The organism is Paraburkholderia nodosa, from assembly GCF_001718195.1.
Lineage (GTDB): Bacteria > Pseudomonadota > Gammaproteobacteria > Burkholderiales > Burkholderiaceae > Paraburkholderia > Paraburkholderia nodosa_A.
The window spans coordinates 16,855-29,758 of the sequence record NZ_MCNV01000038.1; the positions used below are offsets into that span (position 1 = coordinate 16,855).

The 12,904-nt window shown below is 67.7% G+C and carries 10 protein-coding genes; 5 read left to right on the forward strand and 5 right to left on the reverse strand.

Annotation, left to right across the window (positions count from 1 at the left end; genetic code table 11):
- From tagH to tagF, 5 genes are read left to right on the forward strand one after another with little or no spacing between them, the layout of a single operon-like run.
- Window positions 1-1,356 carry a type VI secretion system-associated FHA domain protein TagH gene (gene tagH / locus BFD71_RS35430; protein ID WP_069268870.1) on the forward strand — a complete coding sequence of 452 codons (1,356 nt, stop codon included), beginning with the start codon at window positions 1-3 and terminating at the stop codon, window positions 1,354-1,356.
- A gap of 8 nt (window positions 1,357-1,364) precedes the next feature.
- Complete coding sequence (gene tssK, locus BFD71_RS35435; protein ID WP_069268871.1) at window positions 1,365-2,699, forward strand: type VI secretion system baseplate subunit TssK; 1,335 nt, start codon at window positions 1,365-1,367, stop codon at window positions 2,697-2,699.
- A 25-nt stretch (window positions 2,700-2,724) separates the two neighbouring features.
- On the forward strand, window positions 2,725-4,077 hold the full coding sequence (gene tssL, locus BFD71_RS35440) for a type VI secretion system protein TssL, long form (protein ID WP_069268872.1): 1,353 nt from the start codon (window positions 2,725-2,727) through the stop codon (window positions 4,075-4,077).
- Window positions 4,074-7,598: a type VI secretion system membrane subunit TssM gene (gene tssM / locus BFD71_RS35445; RefSeq protein ID WP_069268873.1), complete on the forward strand. Its 3,525-nt coding sequence runs from the start codon at window positions 4,074-4,076 to the stop codon at window positions 7,596-7,598. The genes tssL and tssM overlap by 4 nt, the downstream gene beginning before the upstream one ends.
- A complete protein-coding gene (gene tagF, locus BFD71_RS35450) occupies window positions 7,595-8,155 on the forward strand; it encodes a type VI secretion system-associated protein TagF (protein ID WP_069268874.1) in 561 nt (186 codons plus the stop codon). The genes tssM and tagF overlap by 4 nt, the downstream gene beginning before the upstream one ends.
- Here tagF and BFD71_RS35455 read toward each other — a convergent pair.
- The 5 genes from BFD71_RS35455 to BFD71_RS35475 form a co-directional block, all read right to left on the reverse strand.
- Window positions 8,152-9,489 carry a serine/threonine-protein kinase gene (locus BFD71_RS35455; protein WP_069268875.1) on the reverse strand — a complete coding sequence of 446 codons (1,338 nt, stop codon included), beginning with the start codon at window positions 9,487-9,489 and terminating at the stop codon, window positions 8,152-8,154. The two genes, tagF and BFD71_RS35455, sit on opposite strands and share 4 nt — an antisense overlap.
- Window positions 9,490-9,492: 3 nt before the next feature.
- Window positions 9,493-10,386, reverse strand: a complete 894-nt coding sequence (locus BFD71_RS35460; protein WP_069268876.1) for a c-type heme family protein — start codon at window positions 10,384-10,386, stop codon at window positions 9,493-9,495.
- A gap of 19 nt (window positions 10,387-10,405) precedes the next feature.
- Window positions 10,406-11,248 (reverse strand): hypothetical protein, encoded by an 843-nt coding sequence (locus BFD71_RS35465; protein ID WP_069268877.1) that lies wholly within the window; start codon window positions 11,246-11,248, stop codon window positions 10,406-10,408.
- Window positions 11,249-11,320: 72 nt separating this feature from the next.
- Window positions 11,321-12,253: an anti-sigma factor family protein gene (locus tag BFD71_RS35470; protein WP_069268878.1), complete on the reverse strand. Its 933-nt coding sequence runs from the start codon at window positions 12,251-12,253 to the stop codon at window positions 11,321-11,323.
- A complete protein-coding gene (locus tag BFD71_RS35475; RefSeq protein WP_069268879.1) occupies window positions 12,250-12,795 on the reverse strand; it encodes an RNA polymerase sigma factor in 546 nt (181 codons plus the stop codon). Before BFD71_RS35475 ends, BFD71_RS35470 begins: the two co-directional genes overlap by 4 nt.
- Between the last annotated feature and the right edge of the window lie 109 nt (window positions 12,796-12,904).

The following is a 12,904-nucleotide window of genomic DNA, read 5'->3' on the forward strand; positions in this document are numbered from 1 at the left end:
TTGACGTTGACTGTTGAGGGCGGCGAAGCCGGTGAGCACGCCGCGCCACGCACGATGGAGATCGACGATCGCGCAACGATTGGCCGCGCGCCGGAGAGCACGCTGGTGCTGAGCGACGCGCAGCGCGGTATTTCGCGCATGCAGGCGAGTATCGAGCGCCGTGACGGCATCTATGTGCTAATCGATGCCGGAAGCAATCCGACACTGCTGAATGGCGAGGCGCTGAACGGCGCGCACGAGGCCGTGTTGTCCGATGGCGACCAGATCCGGATTGGCGCTTATACGCTTGCGGTTTCCATCGAAAAGGACGAGGAAAGCCGGGCGCCATTCGATCAAACGCTGATGACGCAAGCCACGCCGCCTGCGCGGCTACCCGCAGCGAGCCTGCCGGGCACGCCGGAGTTCGAGGCGCCGCCGAGCGCGCCGCTCATCCCCGACGACTGGGACGCGCCCCGCGCTTGCGCTGCGCCGCAGCCTGTGCGCGACGAAACGCCGTTCACGCCCGACCCGCTCGCCGCGACGCCATTACTGCGCGAACCGGGCCATTTCGGCGGCGAAGCGAATCAGGCGCTAATGGACGTGCTGGGCTCCGCCGACCCGTTACGCGACGCCCCCGCGCCGGCGGAGCGCGAACCGGCCGCGCCGTTACGCAGTTTCGAGCACGTCTCGCCAGAAAAAGCCGTGACTGCCATACCGGCGCACCGGTTGGACGCGGCGCGCGCGGCGGCACCGGAGACCCGCCCCGCAGCCCCTCGCGCGGACGATTCGGCAGTGCTGGACGCACTGCTGGAGGGTCTCGGCATCGCGTCCGCCGATGTCGCCCACCTCAGCGCGCCGGAGGTCGCGCGCCTCGCCGGCGCGCTGTTGCGCGAAGCCACGCAGGGCACGATGAGCGTGCTGCGCTCGCGCGCGATGGCGCGCCGCGAGGCCCGCATGGCGATGACGATGATCGAGGCGCGCGACAACAACCCGCTCAAATTCTTTCCCGACGCAGACCGCGCCTTGACGCAAATGCTCGGCGCGCGCGGTCGCGGCTATCTTGCGCCGGACGAAGCCTTGCGCGCCGCGTACCGCGATATCCAGGCGCACGAACTCGCACTCGTCGCCGGCATGCGCGCCGCGTTCGACGACGCCATGGCGCGCCTCGACCCAGACGCGATCGAGGGCTCGCTCGACGCGCCCTCCGGCCTCGAGGCGCTCGTCGGCAATCGCCGGGCGCGCCTGTGGCTGCGCTTCGTGAAGACGTGGGAGCACGTGTCGCGCGACGCGGGCGACGACTTCCAGCAACGCTTCGGCGAACCGTTCAATCGAGCCTATCAGGCGCAGATCGACGCGTTGCAATTTCCCAAGGATTGAGTCACAGCATGTACTGGAACAACAAAGTCATCTGGTCGGAGGGCATGTTCCTTCAGCCGCAGCATCTCCAGCAGCACGACCGGCACGTCGAGGCGCTGCTCGCGGGCCGCGTGAACGGCCTGCGCGCCTATGGCTGGGGCTTTACGACGCTGGAGATCGACGAGGCGCTGCTCAAGCTCGGCAAGCTGGCGTTGCGCGCGGCGGCAGGCGTGCTGCCCGACGGCACGCCGTTCAACCTGCCCGCAGACGACGATCTGCCCGAGCCGCTCGACATCCCGGAAAACGCCGCGAACGTGACCGTCATGCTCGCGCTGCCGGTTCGCCGCGCCGGCGCGCCCGAATCGGGCGGCGACGGGCACGCCGACGATCTCGCGCGTTACGGCGCGGGGGACTTCGAAGTGCACGACAGCAACGACGCCGACGCGCCCAGCACGTTGCTGCAGATCGGCAAGCTGCGCCTGCGCCTCGCGCTCGCGCCCGAGGTTGCCAACGCGCATGCGTGCGCGGGTGTGGCGCACGTGATCGAGCGCCGCAGCGACGGCCGCGTCGTGCTCGACGACGACTATTGCGCGCCGTGCCTCGACTATCGCGTGGCGGGGCGCCTCGCGCGCTTCTCGACCGAGCTGGGCGGCCTGCTTCAGCAGCGCGGCGAAGCGCTCGCCGGACGTCTCGCCCAGCCCGACGGCGCGGGTATGGCCGAAATCGCCGATTTCCTGCTGCTGCAGATCGTCAATCGCGCGCAGCCGCTCGTCACTCACTTCAATGCCATGGATGGTTTGCATCCCGAAGCGTTCTATCAGTCGTGCATCGCGCTGGCGGGCGAGCTTGCTACGTTCAGCCAGACTGGGCGGCGGCCACCGACGTTCGCAGCATACCGGCACGACCGGCTGAAGGAGACCTTCGAACCCGTGATCGATGCGCTGCGGCTCGCGCTGTCGCGCGTCGCCGATCCACAGGTCGTGGCGATTGCGCTCGAAGAACGCAAGTATGGATTGCGGGTGGCGCGCGTTGCGGACCGCACGCTCTTTGCCGGCGCGACCTTCGTGCTCGCGGTGCGGGCGCAGGTGCCGGCCGGCACGCTGATTTCCGCGTTCACAAGCCAGGTGAAGATCGGCAGCATCGAAAAGATCCGCGATCTCGTGAACCTGCAGCTGCCTGGCATCGCGTTGCGCGCGCTGGCGGTCGCGCCGCGCCAGTTGCCGTTCCACGCGGGCTACAGCTATTTCGAACTCGACGACCAGGACGAAGCGTGGGCAACGCTTGCCGCTTCGGCGGGCATGGCGCTGCACGTGGCGGGCGAGTTTCCCGGGCTCACGATGGAACTCTGGGCCATCCGTCATTGAAGTCATGCGTGGAGGACCTCTTTCCATGACCGATAGCACAAACGCACCGCTCGACGACGCGGACTATCTCGACGCGGCGCGCACGATCCGCATGCCGATGCCGGGGCGCAAGCGCGAACGCACAGGCGGCGCCGAAGCGCAGGCCACGCCGCAGCCCAAGCCGCAAGCCGCCGAGCCGGCACTCACGCCGCTCGATGCCTCGGCCGCCGGGCGCAACCCGCTGCTGCGGGCGGCCAATGCGCTGCTGGAACTCGCGCTCCCGCTGCGCCGCCTGCCGAGCCATCCGGATCTCGACGCGCTGCGCGCGCAACTGATCCAGATGGTGCGCCGCTTCGAGGCCGACGGCCGAGCGTTCGGCGTGCCCGACACGCAGCTCGGCCCGGCGCGCTATTGCCTGTGCACCTTCATCGACGAGGCCATTGCGGCGACGCCATGGGGCGCAGGGGTCTGGGGCCGCAGGAGCCTGCTCGTGACGTTTCACAACGAGGCCTCCGGCGGCGAGCGGCTTTTCGTCATGTTGCAGCGGCTCGCGCAAACCCCCGCTGCCGATATCGACCTGCTCGAACTGATCTATGTGATGCTCGCGCTTGGCTTCGACGGGCGCTACCGGCTCATGGAAGGCGGCAAGCGGCAGCTCGACGAGATTCGCGAACGCCTTGAACAGATGATCCGCGCGCAACGCGGCCCGGTCGAGCGCGCGCTGTCGCCGCACTGGCAACCCGCGGAGCACGCGCGCGAACGCACGCTGGGTTTCGTGCCGCTGTGGGTCGCGCTGGCGCTGGCGGCCCTCGTGTTGATGGCGACGAGCCTCGTGCTCGGGCTGCGCATCAACGCGTTCTCCGACCCGGTGTTCGAGGCGATGCGCGGCATTCGCGTGGCGCCTGCGCCCGTACTCGCGGCAAAGATGCAGGCCGCGCCGAAATTCGCGTCGGCGCTCGATGGCTTTCTCGCGCCGGAGATCGCGCAAGGGTTGGTCACGGTGGGCGAATCGGGGGACCGCACAACCGTGACCATCAACAACAGCGCCGAAGGCACGCAAATCTTCGCATCCGGGAGTGCCGAACTCGACCCGCATTTTGTGCCGCTCGTGCAGCGCATCGGCGAGGCGCTGGCGGACAAGCCGGGCAATGTCGTCGTGATCGGGCACACGGACGATCAGCGCATCGTGTCGGCGCGCTTTCCCTCGAACGTCGCACTCTCGCAGGCGCGCGCGGAGACGGTGCGCGCGATTCTCGCCGCACATCTCGCGGACCCTGCGCGCGTGAGCGCCGAAGGCCGCGGCGATACCGAGCCGGTCGCATCGAACGATACCGCGACGGGCCGCGCGCGCAACCGCCGCGTGACGATCGCCATTCTTGCCCCGGGAGCCGCGCCATGAAGTGGATCCAGGGGTTCAAAAGGCCCGCTGTCGTCACGTTTGCGGGCGTACTCGCGCTTTGTGCGCTGGTCTGGTTCGAAGGGCCGCTCGTGGCGTTCAACGGCACGGCGCCGTTCGAGAGCAGCGCCAGGCGCTGGAGCGTGATTGCGCTCATTCTCGCGTGCTGGGCGCTATATTGGGGCGTCCGGTTTGCAAAAACACGCATCGCCAGTTCGACGTTCGTGCAGCGCCTCGTTGCCGATGCGCTCGACCCCGCGAAACACGCACCGGACCCCGCGCGCAAGGCCGCCGACGCCGACGTCGCGGCGCTGCGCACGCGCTTCGAAGCGGCGCTGAAGACACTGCGCGACTCGCGCACACCTGCCGGCGGCGCGCGCGGCATGCGGCGCATCTTCGCGTGGCTCGCTCCACGCCGCGAAACGCTCTACGACTTGCCGTGGTATCTCTTCGTCGGCGCGCCGGGCGCGGGCAAGACGACCGCACTCGCGCATTCGGGGCTGCGCTTCCCGCTCGCGGACCGGCTCGGCGCGCAGGCGGTGGGCGGCGTGGGCGGCACACGCAACTGCGACTGGTGGTTCACGGACCACGCCGTGCTGCTCGACACTGCCGGCCGCTTCACCACGCAGGACAGCCACGAGCAGGCCGATCGCGGCGCATGGCTCGGCTTTCTCGGGCTGCTGCGCAAGTACCGGCCGCGCCGTCCGCTCGACGGCGTGATGGCCGTGGTTTCGGCCGCCGATCTGCTGCAACAGTCCGACGCCGCGCGCGCCACCTATGCCGCCGCAATCCGCGAGCGCCTTTCCGAACTGAACCAGCAACTCGGTGTGCATCTGCCGGTGTATGTCGTCGTGACGAAAACCGACATGCTTGCAGGCTTCTCCGAGTATTTCGACGACTTTGGGCGCGACGAGCGCGAGCAGGTGTGGGGTATGACGTTTCCGCTCGCATCGGAGAACGAGGCGGGCGAAGGCAGTGCGCCGCTCGCGCGGTTCTCCGAAGCGTTCGGCTTGCTGCACGCGCAACTGCAAGGCCGCGTGCTGCAACGCATGCAGCAGGAAACCGACCCGCGGCGGCGCGCGCTGATCTATGCCTTCCCGCAGCAGTTCGCGGGCATCGAGCGCGCGTTGCGGCGGTTTCTCGAAGAGGCATTCGGCGAGTCTCGTTTCGCACGCGCGCCGTCGCTGCGCGGCGTGTACTTCACGAGCGGCACGCAGAGCGGACGTCCACTCGACCGCATGATGAGCGCGATGGCCGCATCGCTCGGCTTGAGCCGCGAGGTCGTGATGGCGGACGCCTCGAGCGGCCGCGCGTATTTCGTCAAGCGGCTGCTGCGCGACGTGATCTTCGCCGAACAGGGCATCGCGGGGAGCGACCCGCGCGCGGTGCGGAGGCGCACGCGCTTTCAGCAGGCCGCAATCGCAGGCATCGCCGTGTTGCTGGCGGCTGGACTGATCGTCCTGATCGCGAGCGATCGCGCAAATCGCCGCTTCGTCGATGAAAGCCGTCAGCAGATCGCGGCGCTCGCCGAGCTTGCGAAGAAAACCAGTGCGGGCGACAGTCCGCTTGCGGTCCTGCCGCTGCTCGACGCCGCGCGCGATTTGCCCGGCGGCGAAGCGGAGCGTGCTTCGCGTGACACGCCGTGGTGGGCGGGCCTGGGTCTCGATCAGCGCCAGAAGCTCGGCCTGGAAGCGCAGCGCCTGTATCAGCGCCTGCTGCGGCAGACCTTGCTGCCGATCGTCGTGCAACGCATGGAGGACGAGCTTCGCCGCGGCAACACGGAAGACCCGGCCACGCTCTATGAAGCCCTGCGTGCGTACCTGATGCTGGGCGACCCGACGCATTTCGACCCGGACGCGCTGCAGGTCTGGGCGCTGCGTACCTGGCGAACGGGTTCGATGAAAGATGCGAGCGACGCGCAGCGCGCGGACATCGAGCAGCATTTGCAGGCGCTGTTCCGGCGTGGCGAGTTCGATTCGAACTTGCCGCTCGATCAGAACCTCATCGCGCAGGCGCGCGCCGTGCTCAATCGCGTGCCGCTCGCGCAGCGCCTGAACGGCCGTATCGATCAGCAACTCGCGCAGCTGCGCCTGCCGGATTTCACCGTGGCGAAAGCGGCGGGGCCGAGCGGGCAGATCGTGTTCGTGAGACGGAGCGGCGCGCCGCTCACGCAAGGCATAGAGGGCGCCTATACGCGTGCGGGCTTCGACGCGTTCGTGCGCTTGCGCGAAGAGGCGCTCGCCAATCTGTCGAAGGACGACTGGGTGCTCGGCGCGGGCCAGACGCATACGGATGCGCAAAGCACCGACGCATTGCGCGCGGCGCTCACGCGGCTCTACAGCGAGGAGGCGATGCGCCAGTGGGACGCGCTGCTTGCCGATATCGCCGTCGTGCCGTTCAGCGCGCCGGATCAGGGCGCGCGCATCGCGAACCTGCTCGGCTCGGCGACTTCGCCGTTGCGCGCGCTGATTCAGGCCGTCGCGCGTGAAACGACCTTCACGCCGCCTGCCGCCGCGCCCGGCAAGCTCGACGCGCTCGAAAAGCGCATCGGCGCGGAAGCGGAGCAGCCTGCCGCGCCGACACCCGTCGATACGCATTTTCAGGCGCTGCACGATCTAGCCGGCGCGGCGCTGGACGAATACATCAACGCGCTCAAGGACGCCGCAGCGACCCTGCAGGCGGAAGACACGGCGCGCAGGCAGTCGCTGCCGCCGCCCGCCACGGGCCCGCTCGACCGCCTGAAGCTGCTCTCGCAGAACGCGCCCGCGCCGCTCGCGGCGGTGCTGCAAGGCGTAGCGGGCGACGCCGATACCGTGCAGATCCAGGGCCAGCGCGCGCAATTGCAAACGCTTTGGGCCACGACCGTCGCGCCCGCGTGCAAGCAGGCGCTCGACGGCCGTTACCCGCTCGTGAGGACTTCGACGCGCGACGCCGCGCCCGACGACTTCGCGCGCGTGCTGGCGCCCGGCGGCTTGATCGACGCGTTCTTCCAGAAGAATCTGCAGAATCGGGTGGATACGTCCGGCGCGGTGTGGAAGTGGCGGCCCGAAGCGAAAGCCCTCGGCATGTCCGACGACGTGCCGGTGGCGTTCCAGCGTGCGGCGACGTTGCGGGATGCTTTGTTTCGCGACGGCGGCCACGACGTGTCCGTGCATTTCTCGGCGAAAGTGGTTTCGCTCGATCCTTCGCTGAAGCGCTTCGTGCTCGATGTCGACGGCACCCAACTGAGCGCGACGAGCGATGCGCCCAACGCCACCGCCGCCTTCCAGTGGCCGAGCGGGAAGGGCACGGGGCAGGCGCATGTCGAACTCGATCCCGCGACGACGACGCCGCCTCGCGCGGACGGACCCTGGGCGCTGTTCCATCTGCTCGACACCGCGCGTATCGAGCAGGCCGGACAGGCCGATCATTTCAATGCGACGTTCGACGACGGCAAGGTCAAGCTCGCGCTCGTTGCCGGCAGCGTGGAGAATCCGTTGCGCGCGGGCGTGCTCACTGGCTTTCGTTGCCCGGCCTCGCTATGAACGCAGCATCTCGAATCGACGCCGGTTTTTACGGCAAGGTCCGCACACATGGCGATTTCGTCGGACGCGGCCTTTCCGCGGCTTTCGTCGGCCGTTGGGACGCGTGGTTGCAACGCGGTCTGCTGGCCGCGCGCGAACGCCATGCCGGAGGCTGGCTCGAGCGCTATCTGGAGATGCCCGTGTGGCGCTTTTCGGCTCCGCCCTCCGTGATCGACGACTACGCGTGCACCGGCGTGCTCATGCCAGGCATCGACGCCGTGGGGCGCTATTTTCCATTCGTGATCGCGCGGCAAATCGAAGGCGCAGCGCGTGCCGTCGATTCGCGCTGGCACGTCGAGGCATGTGCGCTTGCCCTCTCGACGCTGGCGCCTTCGTTTTCGCTCACGGCGTTCGAGTCGAAACTTGCTACGCTGCACGAGCAGCCAGTCGCACTGGCATCGTGCGAGGGCGCCAGCCTGTGGTGGACTCAGGAAGGCAGTGCGATGCATCGGCACGAGGGTGCGCTCGATCCGAGCTTGTTCCTGGACCTGCTCGAAGCGTACGACATCGCACGCTAGTCGCTGTCCACATCCCATTCGCGACGCAGCGTTTCGCGGTGCGGCTCCGGCACCGCGTCGAGCAGTTGCGTGTGGAAAGTGCGCAGATCGGTGGCGCGATCGGCGGCGCGGCGCGCCACGATACGGGCGACGGGGCCCAGCAGCGTCGAGAGGCGCGAGGCGGCTTCGTTCACGCTTTCGGCGCTGACTGTCTGCGGGCCGATCGTGCGCGGCGCGCCCGCGCCTACCGGAATCAATAGCGAATCGAAGTCGCGTCGCGCATCGTCGTTGGGCAAGTGGGCGCTCAGGCGTTCGCGCAGCGTATCGATGTTCGTCGCCCCTACGCACGCTCGCCGTACCAGCAACGACGCCACGGGCCCGACATGGCTCGCCAGGCGCTTCTCCAGATGCGCGACGAGTTGGGGATCGAGTTGGGTCCGCGTTGGCGGCGCGGGAAACGGCGATTCGAGAGCCGCCTGCACAAGCACCGTTCGTTCGGCATCCTCATGGACGCCGGCAGCGAGTGCCGCAAGCAGCGTATCGCGCCAATCGCGCGCACCGGCGTAGCGCCCTTGCGGGCGCTTCTCCATGCCCTTCATCACCAGTTCGTCAACGTAGGCAGGCAAGCCGGGCACGAGCGCCGAAGGGGGAGGCGGCATCTCATCGAGAATCTTGTGCATCACGGCGCCCGCCGTTCCCGTGAACGGGCATATGCCGGTGAGCATTTCATAGAGCACGACTGCCGCGCTAAAGAGATCGGAGCGTGCGTCGACAGCGTCGCCGGTGAACTGCTCCGGCGACATATAGCTCGGCGTGCCGAGCAGCGTGCCGGTTTGCGTGAGCTTGGACGTGTCGAGTTGCGCGATGCCGAAGTCCGCGACCTTGCATTCGCCGCGCGGCGAGATCAGCAGATTGGCGGGCTTGACGTCGCGGTGAACGATGCCTGCGCCGTGCGCGTAGTCGAGTGCGTCGAGCAACTGCGCGAACCAGCGCAGGGCGGCCAGCGGATTCATCTGCGTGCCCGCGCGCGCGTGCTGCGCGAGATGCGCAGCGAGGGTTTCGCCGCGCACATATTCCATCGTGATAAAGGCGGTGTCGCCCGTTTCGCCATAGTCGTACACCGCAACGATGTGCGGATGGGCGAGACGTCCCGCGGCGCGCGCTTCGTTCAGAAAGCGCGCGGTGAGTTCGTGATCCGCTTCGCCGTTCGCAGGCCGCTGAATAGTCTTGAGCGCCACCTTGCGCTCGATGCGCGGGTCGAACGCCAGATACACCACGCCCATTGCGCCGCGCCCGAGTACGCGCTCGATCACGTAGCGGTCGAAGGTCGCGGGGATGTCGGCGGAGTGGGACATCGCTTACGTCTGCTCTTCGTCGAGAATGCGGAACGCTTCGATGAGGCTGGTCTGCATGCGTCCGAAGGACACCGCAAGCGAGGCGATTTCGTCCGATCCGCCCGTTGGCAGCGTGGTCGCGTCGAGCTTGCCGAGGCTCATTTCGTCGGCGGCGCGAGACAGCGCACGAATGGGACGCGTGATCAGCACGTGCATCATCACGTTCATGACGATCAGCACGACCGCGAACACGCCGGTGAGCGAAAGCATGAACGTGCGCCAGACGGCGCGCCCGCGCGCAATGGGCTGCGCCATCGGCACGGACACGAACTCCGCGCCGATCACCTCGTTCATGGTCCAGCCGAAGCCGTTCGAGGTGCCGTACTTCTCGATCATCGTCGCGGGCGCGGCGTTCGGCGTGCTATGGCACTGCATGCAGGCAGTGTCGGTAATGCTGCTGGGCCGCGCGAGGAAGAACGAACGGCCGCCTGGCGCGTCGCGCTGGCCGCTCAGTTCCTTGAGTTCCGGATGATCGTGCAGATGCCGGATGACGTCGGTCTCCCAGTCGGTCGGGCGGTCGCGCGGATTGGTCGGGTTGAGCATCGTGGCGTTGTACGAGAAGTTCGGGAAGTCCTTTCCCAGCAGTTTGAGCATCTCGATAGCCGAAAACGCGGGGATCGATTCGGGCACGAAGCTGTACTTGATTTGCGTGGCGAGCAACGGCGTGACGTGCGCCGCGGTGTAGCTCTGCATCGACGATGCGGCGCTCGCGAGGATGTTGGCGTCGTGCGCGGTTTCTTCGAGCGCCTGCCTTTGCAGCAGTCGGTCGGAGACCACGCCGATGACCACCAGCGCGATCGCGAAGATGATCAGGAATACCAGGTTGAATTTGACGCTGAGCGAGAGTCCGGGCTTCATGGCAGTGAAGGATCGAGCCTTAGGGATAGCGCACGTTGTGAACGCCCGGGCCCGGGCGCGCTGGCGGATAGAGCAGGGCGCGCCAGTCGGGCAGGGTATTCAGATGCGCTTGAACATCGTGGCGAAATGCACGATCGGTCAGACGCGAGCGAAAGCGTGCGGGAAAGCTCTTGCGCGCGGGCAGCTTGCTGTCCAGCCACCGCGCGACGTCGCCGTAAGTCGCGGCGTGCGAGGGCGGCGCAATGTGTGCGGGCCTGGCGACGGCGAGCGGCTGCAAGGCGTCGCGAAACGCGACCGGCATGGTCGTGACGAAAGCGTCGGTGGGGCGCGCCGATATTTGCACACGGCCCGTGCTGTCGATGCTCGCGAAACGGCCGTTTGGTAGCGACGTGGGCGGCTTAGCCGCTAAGGTCTGCGTGCCGGTTTCGCTGAATACGTTGACCGTTTGCGTGTTATCGGGCGCTGCGATGATCGCAGCCGCGCTCGCTCCAATATCGAGCGATCCGGGTTCCGTGTCCACGCGCACCTGGGCACAAGGCGCGCTTGCGCACGCGGCAGCCGCGATCTTCAGCCAGCCGCTGAGCAAGGCGACATGTCCGTCGGCCATGAGCATCGCGCGAGTTCGCGGACCGAGCGCGACGAGCGTGCCGTGCTCGTCCTGCAGATGCGCAACGCCATCACGCGATTCGAGTAGATCGCCGTCGCGCAAGGTGTCGCCCGCCGCTGCCGAAGTCACGCTCGCGCCGCGCACGACGCCGATGGGTGCATCGCTGCTCGCGAGCCGCCAGGCGGCGTGCGCAGGCGATGCAAGCGCCGCCGCGATGACGATGCCCGCTGCCCAGAGGTGCAATCGATGAATCATGCCGAGCCATTGATCGAGGGTTCCTCAACACAACAGCCCGGCGTCGAAATTATTCCGCGCCGGCCTTGGCGCTTATCCGTTATGCGGCGGTACGGCTTCCTGCGCCTCGCTGAATAGCGCGGCCGTATCGAGGTTGGAGATGCGCTTGCCGAGCGCGGCGAGATCGACATCGCCCGGCTGGCCTATGAGCGCGTAAGTCAGCTCGTTCTGCCGCCATGTGGTGACGCCCATCGAATCGACGGTGCGCGAGGCGACCGCTTCGTCCGGGCGCGCGTCCTTCATCACGCACAACGCGATGGGCGGCCCGCTGCGCGGCAGATAAACGATCTGCACGAGCGGCTTGTCGTGAAAGCGCAGGCGCTGCACCGACTTGAAGGTGAGCCCTGCGCTGCTCAGGTCGGGCACGCGCAGCGCGAGACGGTCGTCGCGGCGGATGTCGTTGACGACCCTGGCGGCGAGCGCCGGATCGTCCTGCCGGTAGGCGACGGTCTCCCGCGTATAGAGCTTCTGGTAGCCGACCGCCGCCTTCACCCACGGCGACAGGTCCGATGCGCTCGCGAGTTGCGAGGCGCCGGAGCCCTGGCCCGCAGGCCCGAACAGCGCATCGAAGCGCACGAACTGGCCGGCCAGGAACGCGCCCGCCACGCAGGCCGCCGCGAGCCAGACCGGCACACGGCGCAGGCGCGATCTCACGGGCGCGGGGGGGTGTTGTTCCGCGGCTGGTATCGCCGCGTCGTTTGCGCTCGAAGACGGTTGCGCGGGTTGCCCGGTTTGTGCGGTTTGTGCGCGCACCCTATCCTCGATGGCAATGCGCAGCGATTCGGGCACGGGCGGCAGCGTTTGCTGAGCGAAGGCGCCGGCGAAATCGACCTGCGAGGTGCGCAGCAGCGTAACCTTCTTGCGCGCCTCGGCGGACTCGCGCAACTGCGCTTCGATCGCGGCGCGCTCGTCCGGCGACAGGCGGCCGTCCACATAGGCGAGTAACTGTGCGTCGTCGGCAATCATGCGAGTGAGTCCTTCTGCTGCGGGGCGGGCGGCGCCTTGGGCGCTGCACCGCTGAACATGGCGCCGACCGATTGCCGCGCTCGCGAGAGCCGGCTCATCACGGTGCCGATGGGTACCTTGAGCACGTCGGCGGCCTGCTGGTACGTCATGCCTTCGACCGCGACGAGCAGCATCACCACACGCTGGGCTTCGGGCAGGCGCTCGACTGCCTCGATGATCTGGCTGTGCATGAGTTGTGTTTCGGGGCCGTTATCGACGGGATCGGGGAGATTTTCGAGGAAATCGTCGTCCCATTCGAAGCTCGCGCGCTTGCGCACGCTGCGGGCTCGAAGTTCGTTGATCCATGTGGAATGCATGATGGAGTACATCCAGCTCAGGGGAGCCGTGTCGGGTCGAAGCTGATGAGCGCGTTCGAGCCCGCGCAGGCAGGCGCGTTGCACGAGGTCTTCGGCGTCGTGCTGGTCCCCGGACAGGCGCAGCGCAAACGCCCACAGCCGCGGAATCATGGCGGGTAGCATGCCCGGTAAGTCTGTACCGCTCATCGAAGGGTTTTCTCCACGATCCCCGTTCAATCCGGACTGGCGTGCGCTGCGGTCGTGTGCGACCGTCTGGTCAAGGGCGCGCGGCTCGGGCCATTTTGGTGAACTAGAA